Raw genomic sequence first — 16,637 nt, forward strand, 5'->3', positions numbered from 1 at the left:
CTGCCATGGCTGAAATCTGGTCCCATATCGTCTCGGACGTCTCCACGCTGTTCTCGGGCGATATCAGCGCCTGGTCCGCGTTCGTCAAAGTTCTGTTGATCGACGTCGTCCTGGCCGGGGACAACGCCATCGTCATCGGCGCGCTCGCGGCGGGATTGCCGGCGCATCAGCGCCGGATGGTCATCTTCATCGGTATCATTGCCGCGCTGGTGCTGCGCATCGCCTTTGCGCTCGTGGTCACGCAGCTCATGCAGATCATCGGGCTGATTTTTGCCGGCGGCATCCTGCTCCTGTGGGTATCCTGGAAGATGTACCGCGAGATCGTGCAGGGGGCGGGGCACAATGCCGGCTCGCCTGAGGTCGAGGGTGACGAGCATTCCGGGCTTCGTCCCGCGAAGAGCTTCATCGGCGCGGCTTGGGCTGTGGCGGTGGCAGACGTCTCCATGAGCCTCGACAATGTGCTGGCGGTGGCCGGTGCAGCCCGCGAGCACCCCGGCATTTTGATGATCGGCCTGGTCTTCGCGGTCGCTCTGATGGGCATCGCTGCGAATATCATCGCGAAGTATATCGAGCGCTATCGTTGGATTGCCTGGATCGGCTTGCTGGTCATTCTCTATGTGGCCGCGACGATGATCTACACCGGCATTACCGACAAGGATATCGGGCTGCTCCAGCTCTTCGCCTGAGCCGAGAGGCAAATCGCTAAGCAGGAACCGGCAGCGCTCAGGAAAGGAGCGCTGCCGGTTTCCTTGTTTCTGGCTGACCGTTGCCGGGAGATATCGCCGGCCGAGGGCAATTTGCTAGCGAAATGAGCTCCGATGCGGCATGTCAGACCCACCCTATCTCGCGCGGAGCCCTGCCATCATGAAGTTCAAGGTCGATGTTGAGTGCACCCCGGAAGAGGCACGGTCGTTTCTCGGTCTGCCTGATCTGAAGCCGATCCATGATCTTTATATTCAGGCGGTGCTCGATACGATGAGCGGCCAGACCAATCTTGAGCAGATGGAGCGGATGTTCCGCAGCATGTCGCCGCTGGGTGATGCAGGCATGAAGCTGTTTTCCAGCCTCATGGATATTGGCATGGGCGCGGCGGGCGGGGGCTCTCCTGCAAAATCCAAGAATGACGGCTGAGTTTTCCACGTGGTTTGACGATCGATGACGGATCGGGATACGATTTTTGCGCTCTCCAGCGGGCAACTGCCCGCCGCCATTGCGATCCTCCGGGTATCTGGACCTCTCGCGCTTGAGGCTGCTCGCCTCATAACAGGTCGGGATGCCCCAGCGGCTCGGCAAGCGGCGTTGCGGCGGTTTTTCGATCCGGCGAACGGCGACTTGCTCGATGAGGGTTTGCTGATTTGCTTTCCCGGCCCCAATACCGAGACCGGCGAAGACATGGCCGAATTCCAATGCCATGGCTCCCATGCGGTGGTGCGGGCGTTGGAAGCCGCTCTGGCTGCGACGCCGGGCTTTCGGCGGGCAGAGGCGGGCGAGTTTACCCGGCGCGCCTTTCTGAACGGCAAGATGGATCTCGCCGGGATCGAAGGCTTAGGCGATTTGATCGCGGCAGAGACGGCGCTGCAACGGCGTGCTGCCATGGCGATGATGGGTGGAGCGTTCTCCCGCAAGATCGACTCCTGGACGACAGACCTTCGACTGCTCGCCGCACAGATCGAGGCTCAGCTCGATTTTTCCGATGAAGGGGACGTATCGGGCGCGGACCTCGCGCGCATCACAGCCGCAGCGATTGAGATCAGCGCAGACATGCGTAAGGAACTGCAGCGTCCCTCCGCGGACCGATTACGCGATGGTATTCGCGTCGCCATCGGCGGTCCGCCCAATGCTGGCAAGTCGTCCCTATTCAACCTGCTGGTTGGTCGTGATGCTGCGATTGTCTCTCCCCATGCGGGAACGACCCGCGATGTGATCGAGGCGTCGGTCGCCCTCAATGGCATCGCATTCGTGCTGTCTGACTCGGCTGGACTGCGCAAAGCCGGTGACGAGATCGAGCAGATCGGCATCGGCCGCGCGGAAGCTCTTTTGGCCGAGGCTGACATCGTACTGTGGCTAGGGCGGCCTGAAGACGCGCCCTCAGGTCAGGGGGCGTTGGTGCAGGTCGCAGCGAAAGCCGATCTTGCTCTAGCAGATCGCGAGGCGTCGAGCCTGTACGTGTCGAGCGTGACAGGTGAGGGGATTGATTCTCTCATTGAGGAACTGTGCGCGCTGACCGGCAGCATGCTGCCGGCGCCCGGCGACTATGCGCTGTCACAGCGGCAACGAGCTGTCATAAAACGAGCGGGTGATGCTTTGGATGCCTGCAATGGTGAGCCAGACGAAATCCTGGTTGCAGAAAATCTTCGTCAGGTGCTGGCCGCTCTGGATGAATTGACCGGGCGCACCACGACTGAGCTTGTGCTGGACGAGGTGTTTCGCGGCTTCTGCATCGGCAAATAGTTGTTCCACGTGGAACGTCGGCCTGTCCGCAATGCTTTGACGCTCTTTGATGTGGCCGCTAGGGGCTGGGACATGAGCAAGCATGCGCAAGCCATGTTCGATGTCATCGTTGTCGGCGGTGGCCATGCCGGCACGGAAGCTGCGGCCGCTGCCGCGCGCCGTGGCGCGCGCGTCGCTTTGGTAACGGCCGATCCGGGCCGCATCGGGGAAATGTCCTGCAATCCTTCCATCGGCGGGTTGGGCAAGGGCCACCTCGTACGTGAAGTGGATGCATTGGATGGGTTGATGGCGCGCGCCGCAGACAGCGCCGCGATCCATCGCCGAATGCTCAATGCCAGCAAGGGCGCCGCTGTTCGCGGCCCGCGTGTCCAGGCCGACCGCCGGAAGTACCGCGCAGCCATTCAGAGTATGATCGCGGCGCAACCGGGCCTCTCGGTCATTGGCGGTGAAGTGGCAGCATTGGATGTCGGCCCTGCCGGGGCTGTGAGCGGGGTCGTGCTCGCGGATGGACAGAAGCTGGGCGGACAGGCCGTTGTCCTCACAACCGGAACATTTCTGGGCGGCCTGATGTTCAGGGGCGCGGAGCGAGTTGTGGGTGGGCGGATCGGTGAGCATGCCGCGAGTGCCTTGGCTCAGCAGTTGCGAGACCTCGATCTACCAATGGGCCGCCTCAAGACGGGGACACCGGCCCGTCTGAATGGACGCACGATTGATTGGGCCCGGCTGGAAGAGCAGCCGTCAGATCTCGACGCCTGGTCGATGTCCTATTTAGGTCTGGTTGAACGCGAACAGCTGCCGCAACTTCGCTGCGCCATCACCCGGACCAACGGCGAAACGCATCGCATCATTCGCGATAACCTCGGCCTCTCACCCTTGTTCTCTGGCGATATTGAGGGGAGGGGACCACGCTATTGTCCCTCAATCGAGGACAAGATTGTCCGCTTCGGAGACCGGGAGGGCCATCAGGTCTTCCTCGAGCCCGAGGGTCTGGATGACCATCTTGTCTATCCCAATGGCCTGAGTTCGTCCCTGCCGACGGACGTGCAGATTGCATTTCTCCGGTCCATGGACGGGCTGGAACAAGTCGAGGTCGCCGTGCCAGGCTACGCGGTCGAGTATGACCATATCGACCCGCGCGCCTTGGACCGGACCCTTTCGCTCCGTGCCATGCCTGCGCTCTTTCTGGCCGGTCAGATCAATGGCACCACCGGCTATGAGGAGGCTGCGGCACAGGGGCTTGTGGCTGGCGCGAACGCTGCCGCTCATGCCTTGGGTCTTGATCCTTTGCTGCTTGACCGGGCAGAAAGCTATATTGGCGTTCTTATCGATGATCTCTGCCTGCAGGGGATCACCGAACCCTACCGAATGCTGACCGCGCGCGCCGAGTTCCGGCTGCGACTGCGTGCGGACAACGCTGCAACGCGCCTCACGCCGACGGCCGTTCGGCTTGGCTTGGCAAGCGCTACCCGAATGACTTGGTGGCACCAGCGAGAACAAGCACGCGTGGCGCTCGCTGGCGTGTTGGAGAAGCAAGTGTCCGGCACTGATTTACGCGCGGCGGGGGCAGATGTTCGCGACGACGGCGTCCGCAGATCCCTCGCTGAGTGGGCTCGTTTCCCGGCAGTGACGCGCGGGCATCTTGCCAAATATGCGCCGGCCCTGAAAACGGGAGAAGACGGCCTTGTTGAGGAGCTTCTGCAGGATGCGATCTATGCGCCTTACGTCGACAGGCAGGACGCGGAAGTGAGGGCGCTCCGGGCCAATGATGCCATCGCGCTGCCCGCCGACCTCGATTTTTCTGCGGTCGGCGGTTTGAGCACAGAGGTGGTCGAACGGTTGACCCTTGCGCGCCCCGAGACGCTTGGTGGTGCCGCCCGGATCAGGGGAATTACGCCGGCAGCTTTGGCCGCGCTGCTCGTCGCAGCGCGGACGGGCCGCGCCGCATGACGGAGGAAGAGGCGCAAGCGTGGCTCTCCGATCAAGGCTGGTGGGATGGTCCAACCGGGGATAGGCTGCGGACTTTTGTGGACCTCGTACTGGAAGAGGCCGACCGGCAGAACCTCATTTCTGTTGGGACCAAGGCATCCATTTGGGCGCGGCATATTGTAGACTCCGCCCAGTTGCTAACTCATGCGGTATCCGCTCAAACGCCCGCCGATGGATTGTGGCTGGACCTCGGAACCGGCGCTGGGTTTCCGGGCCTGGTCATCGGCTGCTTGCGTGAGGCGCCGATTCGTCTCGTAGAGGTCCGTCCCTTACGAGTCACTTTCCTCAAACGCTGTGCCGAGTCTCTCGGCCTCGATCATGTGGAAGTCGTGCAATCCAAGGTGGAATCGGCCCGATTTGATCGGCCCGCTGCCATTATCAGCGCCCGTGCTTATGCGCCTTTGGATCGACTGCTCACCACAGCGCATCATTTGGCGGACGAAAACACCATCTGGCTGCTCCCCAAGGGCCGGAGCAGTGAGAAGGAACTGGAAATTGTCCGACCGGACTGGCAAGCTGTGTTTCACGTGGAACAAAGCGTTACGGACGCTGAAAGCGCCATTCTAACAGTCCGCCAGCTGAAAAAACGTGTCCCGGTCAGAGCGACCGATAAAAAGCCGGTCAGTTCGAGACGGAATGGCAAGAGGCGCAAAGCGGCAGCGACGTCGGCGAGGCCAAAAGGACAGTCATGATCAGCATTGCAATCGCGAACCAGAAAGGCGGCGTTGGCAAAACCACCACGGCGATCAATCTCGCTACTGGCTTGGCTGCCACTGGTCACCGCACCCTGCTGATAGATCTTGATCCGCAGGGCAATGCCTCCACGGGGATGGGGGTCACGACGAAGGATCGCGCGCGGTCGAGCTACGATCTTCTGATGGGGGACTGTGAGCTTGACGATGCGGTGATTCGCACGGTCGTGCCGGGCCTAGACCTCATTCCTGCCACACAGGATCTCTCTGGGGCTGAGATCGAACTGATCGATGTCGAGCAAAGGACCCATCGTCTTGCCAACGCTTTAAACAATACGGAGGCCGGTCGTTGGGAGGTCTGCCTGATTGACTGCCCGCCGTCGCTAGGGCTGTTGACGGTCAATGCCATGGTCGCGGTGCAGTCGATCCTTGTGCCGCTGCAATGCGAGTTCTTTGCCCTTGAGGGCCTGTCGCAGCTGCTGCAGACCTTCGAGCGCATTCGGGCGCGGTTCAATCCGGACCTGTCAATCCTCGGCGTGGCGCTAACGATGTACGATCGCCGGAATCGGCTGACCGATCAGGTCGCGGACGATGTGCGGGCCTGTCTCGGCGACCTCGTGTTCAAGACGGTCATCCCGCGCAACGTGCGCCTCTCGGAAGCCCCCAGCCACGGGCTGCCCGCCCTTATCTACGACATGCGCTGTGCCGGATCGGAAGCCTATATGGCGCTCGCGCGCGAACTGATCGAGAAGCTTCCCAAGGAGACCGTAGCGGCATGAGCGACGCAGATGTATCCGGCAAGCCGCGTCGTTTGGGGCGTGGTCTTTCTGCCCTGCTCGGTGAAGTCGAACGCGACGTATCGGTTTCCGAGGAGGGCCGGGCTGGGGCGGATAGCGGGACAAGCGATGCGGACCGGCCCAAGGCCGTGCGCTTCCTTGAAATCGTCCGCGTGTCGCCTCATCCCGATCAGCCGCGGCGACATTTCGACGAAGGTGCGCTCTCTGAACTCGCAGACAGCATCCGTGAGCGGGGAATCATCCAGCCGATCGTCGTCCGTCCGCTTGGGAATGATCGCTATCAGATCGTCGCGGGTGAGCGGCGCTGGCGCGCCGCGCAGAAGGCGCAGCTTCACCAGATTCCGGCAATCGTCCGCGATTTCACCGAGGCAGAAACGCTCGAGATTGCGCTGGTTGAGAACATCCAGCGAGAGGAGCTGAACCCGATCGAGGAGGCGCAAGCCTATCAGCGCCTGATCAATCAGTTTCACCACACGCAGGACGCGCTGGCCCGGATCGTCGGCAAATCACGCAGTCATATTGCGAACCTGATCAGGCTGCTGGATTTGCCCGAGCCTGTTCAGGAGCTCGTGATGACCGGGGCCCTGTCCATGGGTCACGGGCGCGCCCTTATCGGCTCTGCCGATTGCGCGGAACTGGCAAAAGATGTCGCCTCGAAGGGCCTGTCTGTTCGCGAAACCGAGCGCTTGGTTCGCTTGGCACGTGAAGAAAAATCGGCGCCACGTGCAGAGGTGCGACCCGCATTGGGCCGTGATCCCGATTTGATCGCCATGGAACAGCATCTGTCGGATCTGCTCGGCCTGCGCGTCGGCATTAATCATGAGGGCGGGAAAGGCACGCTGACCCTGCAATATTCCAGCCTCGAACAGCTGGACATGATCTGCCAGAAGCTGACCGGCGGCGGCTTTTAACCGCGTCCTTTGGGCGTCAGCGCTGCTTGGCCAGCGCGTCAAAAGCCTGAAGGTCGCGGAGAAGCGCTGGCAGGTCGCGCAACGGCACCATGTTCGGTCCGTCGCTCGGCGCGCAGTCAGGGTCTTCATGCGTTTCGATGAATACGGCCGCGACGCCGATCGCAACCGCAGCGCGCGCCAGCACGGGCACGAAGCGTCGTTCGCCGCCTGAGCTTTCTCCTCGTCCGCCCGGCTGCTGGACACTGTGGGTGGCATCGAACACGACCGGGCAGCCGGTTTCTGCCAGAATCGGGAGGGCGCGCATGTCGCTGACCAATGTGTTATAGCCAAAGCTCGCGCCGCGTTCGGTGAGCATGACCTGATCGTTTCCGGCGCTGCGCAGCTTGCGCACGACATTCGCCATGTCCCAAGGGGCAAGAAACTGGCCCTTCTTGACGTTGACGACGCGGCCTGTTGCGGCAGCAGCCAGCAAGAGATCGGTCTGGCGGCAGAGGAAGGCCGGAATCTGGAGGACGTCCACGACCTCGGCCACCGGCGCGCATTGGGCTGCGTCATGCACATCGGTGATCACCGGGCAGCCGAACTGCGCTTTCACATCCGCAAATATATCCAGCGCCTGCGCGAGGCCAATGCCGCGCGGCGCATCGACAGAGGTGCGGTTCGCCTTGTCGAAGCTGCTTTTGTAGATGAGTGGCATTCCGATTGCGTTGGTCATCTCGACAAGGGCCTGCGCCGTCTCCAGCGCATGCGCGCGCGATTCCATGGCGCAGGGACCTGCAATCAGGGCAAGTGGGCGGTCATTGGCGATGCGCAGCGGGCCGATGGTGACGCTGTGAGGGGCAATCTCTGTCATGCACCCCGCATAGCCGCCCGACGCGGTCCCGCAAAGCCTGAGCAGCGGGCGCCGGTCGGCATTGTTGGCGCGCTCGCTTACTCTTCCGCCAGGCAGGCGGCGAGGCCACTGCGATAATCTGGAAATCGGGGGTGCCATCCGAGAAGCCGTTTGGCCTTGCCATTCGCGACGCGCCGGTTCTCGCTGTAGAAAGCCCGTGCGGCCGGAGACAGGCCTGCGGCTTCTATGGATTGCAGGGGCGGCGCCGGTCGGTCGAGAAGTGCGCAACCGAAGGCGATGACGTCATTCTGCGAGCAGGGCATGTCGTCGGCGAGATTATAAACGCCTGAGCGCCCGGCCATGCCGGCCAATATGCCAGAAACGATATCCTCCACGTGGATTCGGCTAAATATTTGATCCGGGAGGTCTATTCTGCGGGCCCGGCCTTCGCGAATCCGATCCAGGGCACTGCGCCCCGGGCCATAAATCCCGGGCAACCGAAACACCCGAAGGCGCGCGCCAAGATTCTGCCAGGCTAGATCAGCAGCGGCTCGAGCATTGCGCCGGCCTTTGCCGACGGTTGCACTTTCATCCACCCATGCGCCGCCGGTATCCCCGTAGACTCCGGTCGAGGACAGATAGCCGATCCAACCGGCAGGCGCTTCTTCCAGCAAGGCACCGTAGCGCTGCAGCACTGGATCGCCTTCATCCGTCGGAGGAACAGAGGACAGGATGTGGGTCGCCCGGCGCATGGCGTTCGTGACCGCCGAGTCGTCATCGAATGCGATCGTGCCGGCACGCCCGGTCGCCTCGACCGTCCAACCGCGCGATCGGAGCGCCTCGGCGAGCCGTGTGGCGGTGTAACCCAGTCCAAAAATCAGCATGTGGGGCATCAGGTCGATTTCCGCATATGGCTGCGCCTAATGGGCAGCGCCCCAGCTCGATCCGGTCCCGATTTCCACGCCAAGCGGCACGGTGAGCGTAACGAGTGGCTCTGCGGCGCTGGCCATGACAGACCGGATGATCGGCGTGGCGGCCGCCACATCGTCTTCCGGCAGCTCAAACACCAGCTCGTCATGGACCTGCAGCAGCATCTTCACCCGGTCCAGCCCGGCATCCCGAAGAGCCGGACCCATGCGCACCATTGCGCGCTTGATGATGTCCGCGCTGGTTCCCTGAATAGGGGCGTTGATCGCGGCGCGCTCCGCCCCCTGACGGACGTGCTGCACCGGCGACTTGATCTGGTTGAACCAGGTCTTGCGGCCGAACAGCGTGGTCGTGTGCCCCGTGGAACGCACCTTTTCCAACGTCTCATTGATATAGGCCGAGATGCCGGGGAAGCGGTCGAAATAGCGGCTGATCATGGCCTGTGCTTCGTCCGCGTCGATCTCCAGACGGGCCGCCAACCCCCAGCGTGAGATGCCATAGAGAATGGCGAAGTTGATCGTCTTGGCCCGCGCACGCGTCTCGCGGGTCATCTCGCCGAAGAGCTCCTGGGCAGTCGCCGCGTGAATATCCTCGCCGCGCAGGAAGGCATCCCGCAACTGCGGTACATCGGCCATATGGGCCGCAAGGCGAAGCTCGATCTGGCTGTAGTCCGCAGCCAGGATCACATTGCCCTGTTCGGCAATGAAGGCATCGCGAATCTGGCGACCGGTTTCGGTGCGGATGGGGATGTTCTGCAGGTTCGGGTCGGTCGAGGAGAGGCGGCCGGTCTGCGCGCCAGTCAGCGAGTAGCTGGTGTGGACGCGACCGGTATCGCGGTTGATCTGGGCCTGTAGGGCGTCGGTATACGTCGATTTGAGCTTCGAAAGCTGGCGCCAGTCCAGCACCAGCCCGGCGATCTTGACGCCATCCGCCTTCATGCGCTCGAGCACGGTCACATCCGTGGAATAAGCGCCGGACTTGCCTTTCTTTCCGCCTTTGAGGCCCATTTTCTCGAAGAGGATCGCACCAAGCTGCTGGGTCGATCCAATGGCAAAGGGCTGGCCGGCCTCAGCGTGAATCTCTTCTTCCAGCCGTGCCATTTCCTGCGCGAACCGGCCGGAGAGCCGGGAGAGATGATCGCGATCCACCTTGATGCCGCTGCGCTCCATGCCGGCGACCACCGGAATGAGCGGGCGGTCCACCAGCTCATAGACCCGGGTCGCGCCTTCTTGGGCGAGGCGGGGCTTGAACCGCGTCCACAGCCGCCAGGTCACGTCCGCATCCTCGCCGCCATAGCGTGTGGCGGCATCGAGCGGCACCTGCGCAAAGCTGATCGCCTTCTTACCCGTGCCGGTGACGTCCTTGAAGCTGATGCACGTATGCTCAAGCACGGCATGCGCAACCTCATCCATGCCGTGGCCAGCAAGGGACTGCCCGGCATCGAGATCGAAGCTCATCACCAGCGTGTCGTCGAAGGGCGTGACAGACAGCCCATGCCGGGCCAGCACGTTGAGATCATATTTGATGTTGTGGCCGATCTTCAGCACGCTCGCATCGGCAAACAACGGGCGAAGGCGGGCGAGGGCGTCCGCCATGGGAATCTGTGGCGGCGCTTCGGCGAACATGTCGTCGCCGCTGCGGTGGCCCAGCGGAATATAACAGGCCGTGCCGGGGGCGGTGGCGAGGCAGATGCCCACCAGATTGGCAGCCATGCTGTCGAGGGAATCCGTCTCCGTATCGATGGCGATGATGCCGCTGGCGTAGGACTGCGCAATCCACGCATCCAGTCGCTCCAGCGTCGTCACCGTCTCGTAGCTCTCGCAGTTGATCGGGGGCAGGGGGATGAAATCCGGCGTCGTCGGGTCGAGCGCGGCGTCCACGACCGCCTCGGCGACGGGATCCGCCGTCTGCCGGCCCGGCGCATGGCTGGCCATGCGGGCCAGCAGCGCCTTGAAGCCCTGATCCTCAAGAAAGGCGCGCAGCGGCTCGGCGGGGATGCCATCCAGCTTGAGATCATCGAGCGCGTGCGGCAGCGGCACTTCGCAGTGGAGCGTAACCAGTTCGCGCGAGAGGCGGGCGAGCTCGGCATGCTCGATCAGCCGTTCCTTGAGCTTGGATGGCTTCATGTCCGGCGCTGCGGCGAGCACCGCATCCAGGTCGCCATATTCCCCGATGAGCTTCGCAGCGGTCTTCGCGCCGACGCCGGGCACGCCGGGGACATTGTCGACGCTGTCGCCCATCAGGGCCAGCACATCGCGCAACTGCTCGGGCGCGACGCCGAACTTGTCCTGCACATAATCGGGCCCGCGCCGCTCGTTCTTCATCGTGTCGAGCATGTCCACGCCCGGCTGGATGAGCTGGGCCAGATCCTTGTCGGAGGAGACGATCGTCACGTCCCAGCCCTGCGCCACCGCCTGGCAGGTGTAGGTGGCGATGATATCGTCGGCCTCGAATCCGGCTTCCTCGATGCAAGGCAGCGAAAAGGCGCGGGTCGCCTCACGGATCAGCGGAAACTGGGGGATCAGGTCTTCCGGCGGCGGCGGCCGGTGGGCCTTGTACTGATCGTAAAGATCATTGCGGAAGGTGTGCGAGCCCTTGTCGAGGATCACCGCGAGATGGGTCGGCCCCTCCTCCTTGTCCAGCGCGTCGGCGAGCTTCCAGAGCATCGCCGTATAACCGTATACCGCGCCGGCGGGCGTGCCATGGCGGTTGGTGAGCGGTGGAAGCTGGTGATAGGCGCGAAAGATGTAACTCGAGCCATCGACGAGATAGAGATGATTGCGGGAAGCCATGCGAAGCGGGATAGCGCGGCCACGGGCGGGAGGCCAGCGCCGATCAGGCTCCATCCACGGCGAGGCGCCCCAGAGCCGGGTCATCGGTGAAAAAGCCATCCACCCCAAGCGACAGGTAGCGCCGCATCTCTGCCACTGAGCCGCCCTCGTGCCGGGCATTTTCGCCGCCGGGACCCCGCAGATCGCTCGGCAAGAAGCGGTTCTCGGGGCGGAAGGTGTAAAGGTAGACGCGCAGCCCCGCGGCATGGGCATCAGCGACAAGGCGGGCCGGCTTGGCGAGGCGGCCTTCGGCGTCCAGCGGCATGACCGAGCGCGAGGAGGGGCCGATGGCGTCGGCATAGCCGGCAACGGCGGCGAGCCCGGCTGGTGATGCCATATCGCCATAAGTCGTCTTCCGCCCGGCGAGGGCGGCATCGGCAGGCTGGCGGTCGAACGCCTCGAACAACTGGAGCAGCTGGATGTTCGTCGGCCGACCGATTTTCTGCCGAATGGCGCGCAGATTGGTGGTTTCGAAGGACTGAATCACGATCGGGCAGCGGCGCGTATAATCGTGGCCGGCCAGCGCAGTGAGCAGGGCGTCTTCAAGCGGCAGGCCGATGCTGGCGAAGTAGGTTGAGTGCTTGATTTCCGGAATCAGGCCGATCGTTCTGCCTTGCGCTACCCCTTGCGCCGCGATGAAGGCGATGATCTCATCCAGCGTCGGGATGGGGAACTGGCCGTCGTAGCTTTGGCTTTCCGGGCGGATGGCACCCAATCGCTCGACGGCACGCAGGGTCTTGAGTTCCGCGAGCGAAAAATCCTCGGTGAACCAGCCGGTGACCGCCTCGCCATCGATTTGCTTCGTGGTCCGGCGGTCCGCAAATTCAGCACGCTTTGCCACATCGGTGGTGCCGCCGATCTCGTTTTCATGTCGCGCAACGAGCACGCCGTCGCGCGTCATCACCAGGTCCGGTTCGATGAAATCCGCGCCGTCCGCAATGGCCCGGCCATAAGATTCCAGCGTATGCTCGGGCCGCAGGGCGCTCGCGCCGCGGTGAGCGAATACGAGAGGCTGGTTGCCGTCGAGCGTCTGAGCGCGCCCCGTCTCTCCGCCGAGAGCAGGGGTCGCCAAGGCCGCGACGCCCAGACCGATGGCATCCCTTCGGGTCAACATTCCACCTCCATCGCGAGAGTCAGGACGGGCACGAGCCTATGCGTCGTGCTGGCGCATCTTCGTGACAGGACGATGGCGCTCATTTTGCCTCCTGCCCTCGCGCCCGTTGCCTGATTGGACTTGCCGCGATAGGAGGCCCCCAAGAAAAATCCGGATCACATAATCGAAGGAGCCGGCCGTGGCAGGCCATAGCAAATTCAAGAACATCATGCACCGCAAGGGCGCGCAGGACAAGAAGCGCTCGGCTATGTTCTCCAAGCTCTCGCGCGAGATCACCGTCGCGGCCAAGATGGGCGCGCCGGACCCGGACATGAATCCGCGTCTGCGTCTGGCCATCAACGCGGCCAAGGCGCAGTCCATGCCCAAGGACAACATCCAGCGCGCGATCGACAAGGCGAGCAAGAGTGACGCGGAGAATTACGAGGAAGTGCGCTATGAGGGTTACGGCCCGGGTGGCGTGGCGATCATCGTCGAGGCGCTGACCGACAACCGCAATCGTACTGCGACGAACGTCCGCACGGCCTTCTCCAAGAATGGCGGCAATCTGGGTGCGTCCGGCGCGGTGAGCCATGGGTTCGATCGCATGGGCCTGATCACCTATCCGGCCTCCGTCGGCGATCCGGACGCCATCTTCGAAGCTGCGCTTGAAGCGGGCGCGGACGATGTATCGTCGAACGACGATGAACACGAGATCTGGACGGCCATGGATGCCCTGCACGAGGTCGCCAAGGCGCTGGAGGACAAGCTCGGCGCCGCAGCGAGCGCCAACCTCGCGTGGAAGCCGCAGACCACTGTGGAACTGGACGAGAGCAATGCCGGCACGCTGCTCAAGCTCGTCGACGCGCTGGATGATGACGATGACGTTCAGACCGTCTGGGGCAATTACGAAGTTCCCGACGACGTGATGGAAAAGCTGGGGTGATCGCCCGCATCTTGCGGTCATGATCATTCTGGGTCTCGACCCCGGCCTTGGCACCACGGGCTGGGGCCTGATCCGTGCGCAGGGCAATCGCCTGTCTCATATTGCCAATGGCCAGATCCGCACCGCAGCGAGCGATGCCTTGCCCGCCCGGCTGGTCGCGCTCGATGCGGCGCTGGCGGCCCTCATCGCGGAACATCGGCCGGCGGAAGCGGCGGTCGAAGAGGTGTTCATCAACACCAACCCGCAATCGACCCTCAAGCTGGGGCAGGCGCGGGGTGTTATTTTGCTCGGCGCCGCGCGCACCGGCATACCGGTCGGCGAATATGCGGCCCGGCTCGTCAAAAAAGCCATTGTGGGCGTGGGCAATGCGAGCAAGGATCAGATCCACGCCATGGTGATGCGGTTGCTGCCGGGAACGAGTGTGGTCGGTCCTGATGCAGCAGATGCACTTGCCGTCGCCATCACCCACGCGCATCTTCGCGCCAGTCGGCGGCTCGAACGGGGCGAGTGAGGTCTGGAAGCCGTCCCCGTGCGGGACGGGCGTGCCATCGTTGTAGAAGGAGTTGGGCATGAGGTCGGCCCGAAGGGTTGGTGTGCTGGCAATCATCGCAAGCAGCATCGCGGCTGGACCCGCAGCGGCCGAACTGCCGCCATCGGTCAAGGCCATGCTGGATGCCGCCATCGCAAGCGGGGATGCCGGGGCGCTCGCCACCGTCGCGCGCTTTGCCAAGCAGACGCATCCCGACAATGCCGCGGAGATCGACGAGAAGATTCAGGCGCACAAGGCCGCCATTGATGCCGAGCGGGAAGCCCGGCTGAGGCAGGCGAGCTTCTTTCACGCCTGGTCAGGCAGTGGCGAACTGGGTGGCTTTATCACCACCGGCAATACCGAAAGCTCCGGCATCAGCGCAGGTCTCTCGCTTGAACGGCGTGGGATCGACTGGTTGCACAAGTTCCGCGCCAATGTCGACTATCAGCGCAGCGATGGCGTCACGACGCGCAACCAGTGGCTGGCAAGTTATGAGCCCAACTTCACCCTGAACGACGCGATCTACGCTTATGGGCTCGCGACATACGAGAAAGACCGGTTCCAGGGTTTTTCGGACCGCACCACGGCCTCGGGCGGCGTCGGTGTGCGGCTGGTGCGGCAGGCCGATTTCAGTCTGGACATCAAGGGCGGACCGGCTTGGCGGCACACCGTCGGGATCGACGAGCCCGATACGACTGAACTGAACACGCTCGCCGCCGCCGATCTGCGCTGGCAGATTTCACGCGCCTTCGAGCTCAAGAACAATGCCCAGGCGGTGTGGAGCTCCGGCAATAGCAGCTATGCGAACACCACTGGCCTCACCGGCAAGCTCAACGGTTCGCTCTCCGCGCGGCTCTCCTATGCGGTGCGCCATGAGACGTCGCCGCCCGCAGGCTCGGAGATGACGGATACGATTACGCGCGCGACGCTGGTCTACGATTTCTGACGCGCGCCTCGCTGCTGCCAGCGTCAGGCCTTGCCCCAGAAGAGGAACGCCACCGCGCCGATGAGGCAGGCCAGCGCACCGAAATGGCGCCAGTGGAGCGGTTCACCCAGAAAGGTGACCATGAAGACGCCGAAAACGGTCAGCGCGATGACTTCCTGCGTGATCTTGAGCTGGCCGGCGCTCCAGCCGCTGGCATAGCCGATGCGATTGGCCGGCACCGCAAAGCAATATTCAAAAAAGGCGATGCCCCAGCTGATCAGGATGACCAAGGCGAGCGGTTTGCTCATGCCGCCCTTGAGATGCCAGTACCAGGCCGTGGTCATCAGGATGTTGGAGGCGAGCAGCAGCGCGATCGTGGGCATGAAGCCCAAATGGCAGGTTCGCCGTGGGAAGGCGATGGGGAAAATACGCCGCTCGGGAGCGTGATTTTCCCCGGTGGTGACTATCGCGCGACCATCGTGCTCCGCGCGATCCGAACGACCAGTGGGACCATGCCGGGATAGTTGGCCCGATCATAGGTCGACCCCGCGCCCAGATGCTGCGCGATCCGGCGATGGGCCTCGCCCAGCGCATGATAGGGCATGCTCGGCAGCAAATGGTGAAGCGCGTGATAGCGCAGACCGACCGGTGCCCAGAGCGCGGCCAGTGGCGCGGGTGGCGGCACATTGACGGAATCGAGGAACTGGCCGGTCACCGTCATCGTCTCGCCTTCATTCTCCCAGAGATGGGCGACCAGCGTGCGGAGCTGATTGGCGACCATCGCAACCGAGAGAATCGCGATGTAGGTGAGCAGCGGACGCCAGCCGAGCAGCGGCACGCTGGCGATGAGCGCCATCGACCACAGGCTGGTCCCGGCTTCCTGCCAGGCCCACATCCGCGCAAAGTCACCCTCCGGTGCCCGGCGCCGATAATCTGGATTGATGGACAAGGCCGAGTAGCGCTCCACGATGAACCGGCGCAGCGGGGGAATGACGAGGCTGAGCGGTGCCAGCACGCCGAAGCGCACGATGAACGCCACCGGGGCCAGAGCAGCCACGAGGATGAACAGCGGCAGGCTCCACGGCTTCATCAGCGCAAGCGGCAGATATTCCGGGTCATCGATGGTGCCATAGCGCGTCTTGGCATGATGCTGGGTGTGCACGCCCTCATAGAGAAAGGAGGGGAACAGCAAGGGAATGCCGATCAGCAGGTTCCACGTGAAACGAAAGCCCGGCAGCGCACCCGCCCGGATGTGCGTCAGTTCGTGGATGAAACTCGTCGCCCGATACAGTGCGAGAGCGGAAATCAAGCCAGCGAGGGCCACCACCCAACCTTGCGAGGCCAGCATGGCGAGCGCCATAGCCGCGTAGCCGATCAGCGCGGAGGCCAGGAAATCGGGCCAGTAGATGCCGGGCCGCGCGGTTGCCAGATCGCGCGTCAAATCCACGGCGGCGCGGAGCATCGCCATATCATCGGGCGTGGTTGCCAACGCAGGGCCCGCTGCGGCGGGGGCCTTGCCGGCTGGCGCGGACGGCGCGGCGTCCAGTCTCTGGTCGATTGCGGTCATGCAAAGGGGTCCTATCGGTCGAATGAGCACAGATCATGGCAGCAATGTGATTTTGTTCTGCCGCCACGGCGCGCGGCTTGACAAATCCGCCGCCAGTTCCGCAGTGCTGTGCCCTCTCAGCAGCGCTTCATCGTCGAAGCGCGGGACAGGGGT

Annotated in this window: 16 protein-coding genes; 10 read left to right on the top strand and 6 right to left on the bottom strand. The window is 63.4% G+C overall.

Translation table 11 applies throughout. The features are described 5' to 3' along the window. Positions 1-5 precede the first annotated feature (5 nt). The 7 genes from M2334_RS00700 (at position 6) to M2334_RS00730 (ending at position 6,837) form a co-directional block, all read left to right on the top strand. Entirely contained in the window at positions 6-686 is a 681-nt protein-coding gene (locus tag M2334_RS00700; protein WP_181561075.1) for a YjbE family putative metal transport protein, read from the top strand. 178 nt (positions 687-864) lie between these two features. Continuing rightward, on the top strand, positions 865-1,131 hold the full coding sequence (locus M2334_RS00705; protein WP_264583883.1) for a DUF6489 family protein: 267 nt from the start codon (positions 865-867) through the stop codon (positions 1,129-1,131). A 24-nt stretch (positions 1,132-1,155) separates the two neighbouring features. Beyond that, positions 1,156-2,451 carry a tRNA uridine-5-carboxymethylaminomethyl(34) synthesis GTPase MnmE gene (gene mnmE, locus M2334_RS00710; protein WP_264604558.1) on the top strand — a complete coding sequence of 432 codons (1,296 nt, stop codon included), beginning with the start codon at positions 1,156-1,158 and terminating at the stop codon, positions 2,449-2,451. 72 nt (positions 2,452-2,523) lie between these two features. Beyond that, complete coding sequence (gene mnmG, locus M2334_RS00715; RefSeq protein ID WP_264604559.1) at positions 2,524-4,398, top strand: tRNA uridine-5-carboxymethylaminomethyl(34) synthesis enzyme MnmG; 1,875 nt, start codon at positions 2,524-2,526, stop codon at positions 4,396-4,398. Then, positions 4,395-5,129 carry a 16S rRNA (guanine(527)-N(7))-methyltransferase RsmG gene (gene rsmG, locus M2334_RS00720; RefSeq protein WP_264604560.1) on the top strand — a complete coding sequence of 245 codons (735 nt, stop codon included), beginning with the start codon at positions 4,395-4,397 and terminating at the stop codon, positions 5,127-5,129. The genes mnmG and rsmG overlap by 4 nt, the downstream gene beginning before the upstream one ends. Further along, positions 5,126-5,908, top strand: a complete 783-nt coding sequence (locus M2334_RS00725) for a ParA family protein (RefSeq protein WP_181561079.1) — start codon at positions 5,126-5,128, stop codon at positions 5,906-5,908. The genes rsmG and M2334_RS00725 overlap by 4 nt, the downstream gene beginning before the upstream one ends. Beyond that, positions 5,905-6,837 (top strand): ParB/RepB/Spo0J family partition protein, encoded by a 933-nt coding sequence (locus M2334_RS00730; RefSeq protein ID WP_264604561.1) that lies wholly within the window; start codon positions 5,905-5,907, stop codon positions 6,835-6,837. Before M2334_RS00725 ends, M2334_RS00730 begins: the two co-directional genes overlap by 4 nt. Before the next feature lie 16 nt (positions 6,838-6,853). Here M2334_RS00730 and kdsA read toward each other — a convergent pair whose 3' ends face one another. The 4 genes from kdsA to M2334_RS00750 form a co-directional block, all read right to left on the bottom strand. After that, complete coding sequence (kdsA, locus tag M2334_RS00735) at positions 6,854-7,690, bottom strand: 3-deoxy-8-phosphooctulonate synthase (RefSeq protein ID WP_264604562.1); 837 nt, start codon at positions 7,688-7,690, stop codon at positions 6,854-6,856. A 77-nt stretch (positions 7,691-7,767) separates the two neighbouring features. Continuing rightward, a complete protein-coding gene (locus M2334_RS00740; protein ID WP_264604563.1) occupies positions 7,768-8,562 on the bottom strand; it encodes an SDR family NAD(P)-dependent oxidoreductase in 795 nt (264 codons plus the stop codon). 27 nt (positions 8,563-8,589) lie between these two features. Further along, positions 8,590-11,388, bottom strand: a complete 2,799-nt coding sequence (gene polA, locus M2334_RS00745) for a DNA polymerase I (RefSeq protein ID WP_264604564.1) — start codon at positions 11,386-11,388, stop codon at positions 8,590-8,592. A gap of 43 nt (positions 11,389-11,431) precedes the next feature. After that, positions 11,432-12,541 (bottom strand): glycerophosphodiester phosphodiesterase, encoded by a 1,110-nt coding sequence (locus M2334_RS00750; protein WP_264604565.1) that lies wholly within the window; start codon positions 12,539-12,541, stop codon positions 11,432-11,434. A 178-nt stretch (positions 12,542-12,719) separates the two neighbouring features. On the opposite strand from M2334_RS00750, the gene M2334_RS00755 reads away from it, so the two are divergent. From M2334_RS00755 to M2334_RS00765, 3 genes are read left to right on the top strand one after another with little or no spacing between them, the layout of a single operon-like run. Continuing rightward, the gene (locus M2334_RS00755; protein ID WP_264604566.1) at positions 12,720-13,463 is read left to right on the top strand and encodes a YebC/PmpR family DNA-binding transcriptional regulator; all 744 of its coding nucleotides are present in this window, start codon (positions 12,720-12,722) and stop codon (positions 13,461-13,463) included. A gap of 19 nt (positions 13,464-13,482) precedes the next feature. Next, on the top strand, positions 13,483-13,974 hold the full coding sequence (gene ruvC / locus M2334_RS00760; protein WP_181561085.1) for a crossover junction endodeoxyribonuclease RuvC: 492 nt from the start codon (positions 13,483-13,485) through the stop codon (positions 13,972-13,974). A 58-nt stretch (positions 13,975-14,032) separates the two neighbouring features. After that, positions 14,033-14,938, top strand: a complete 906-nt coding sequence (locus M2334_RS00765; protein WP_264588136.1) for a YdiY family protein — start codon at positions 14,033-14,035, stop codon at positions 14,936-14,938. Between the two features lie 23 nt (positions 14,939-14,961). On the opposite strand, the gene M2334_RS00770 is transcribed toward M2334_RS00765, so the two are convergent. Together M2334_RS00770 and M2334_RS00775 are read right to left on the bottom strand one after the other, a co-directional pair. Further along, on the bottom strand, positions 14,962-15,300 hold the full coding sequence (locus M2334_RS00770) for a DMT family protein (RefSeq protein ID WP_264577726.1): 339 nt from the start codon (positions 15,298-15,300) through the stop codon (positions 14,962-14,964). Positions 15,301-15,380: 80 nt separating this feature from the next. Beyond that, complete coding sequence (locus M2334_RS00775) at positions 15,381-16,484, bottom strand: fatty acid desaturase family protein (protein ID WP_413716091.1); 1,104 nt, start codon at positions 16,482-16,484, stop codon at positions 15,381-15,383. Positions 16,485-16,637 lie beyond the last annotated feature (153 nt).

This window comes from Sphingobium sp. B11D3D, from assembly GCF_025961755.1.
Lineage (GTDB): Bacteria > Pseudomonadota > Alphaproteobacteria > Sphingomonadales > Sphingomonadaceae > Sphingobium.

Bases quoted from the DNA above. Each gene is read 5' to 3' on its own strand.
- M2334_RS00700 (WP_181561075.1), top strand. From the start codon at position 6: ATGGCTGAAATCTGGTCCCATATCGTCTCGGACGTCTCCACGCTGTTC.
- M2334_RS00705 (WP_264583883.1), top strand. From the start codon at position 865: ATGAAGTTCAAGGTCGATGTTGAGTGCACCCCGGAAGAGGCACGGTCG.
- mnmE (WP_264604558.1), top strand. From the start codon at position 1,156: ATGACGGATCGGGATACGATTTTTGCGCTCTCCAGCGGGCAACTGCCC.
- mnmG (WP_264604559.1), top strand. From the start codon at position 2,524: ATGAGCAAGCATGCGCAAGCCATGTTCGATGTCATCGTTGTCGGCGGT.
- rsmG (WP_264604560.1), top strand. From the start codon at position 4,395: ATGACGGAGGAAGAGGCGCAAGCGTGGCTCTCCGATCAAGGCTGGTGG.
- M2334_RS00725 (WP_181561079.1), top strand. From the start codon at position 5,126: ATGATCAGCATTGCAATCGCGAACCAGAAAGGCGGCGTTGGCAAAACC.
- M2334_RS00730 (WP_264604561.1), top strand. From the start codon at position 5,905: ATGAGCGACGCAGATGTATCCGGCAAGCCGCGTCGTTTGGGGCGTGGT.
- kdsA (WP_264604562.1), bottom strand. From the start codon at position 7,690: ATGACAGAGATTGCCCCTCACAGCGTCACCATCGGCCCGCTGCGCATC.
- M2334_RS00740 (WP_264604563.1), bottom strand. From the start codon at position 8,562: ATGCCCCACATGCTGATTTTTGGACTGGGTTACACCGCCACACGGCTC.
- polA (WP_264604564.1), bottom strand. From the start codon at position 11,388: ATGGCTTCCCGCAATCATCTCTATCTCGTCGATGGCTCGAGTTACATC.
- M2334_RS00750 (WP_264604565.1), bottom strand. From the start codon at position 12,541: ATGTTGACCCGAAGGGATGCCATCGGTCTGGGCGTCGCGGCCTTGGCG.
- ruvC (WP_181561085.1), top strand. From the start codon at position 13,483: ATGATCATTCTGGGTCTCGACCCCGGCCTTGGCACCACGGGCTGGGGC.
- M2334_RS00765 (WP_264588136.1), top strand. From the start codon at position 14,033: ATGAGGTCGGCCCGAAGGGTTGGTGTGCTGGCAATCATCGCAAGCAGC.
- M2334_RS00770 (WP_264577726.1), bottom strand. From the start codon at position 15,300: ATGCCCACGATCGCGCTGCTGCTCGCCTCCAACATCCTGATGACCACG.
- M2334_RS00775 (WP_413716091.1), bottom strand. From the start codon at position 16,484: ATGACCGCAATCGACCAGAGACTGGACGCCGCGCCGTCCGCGCCAGCC.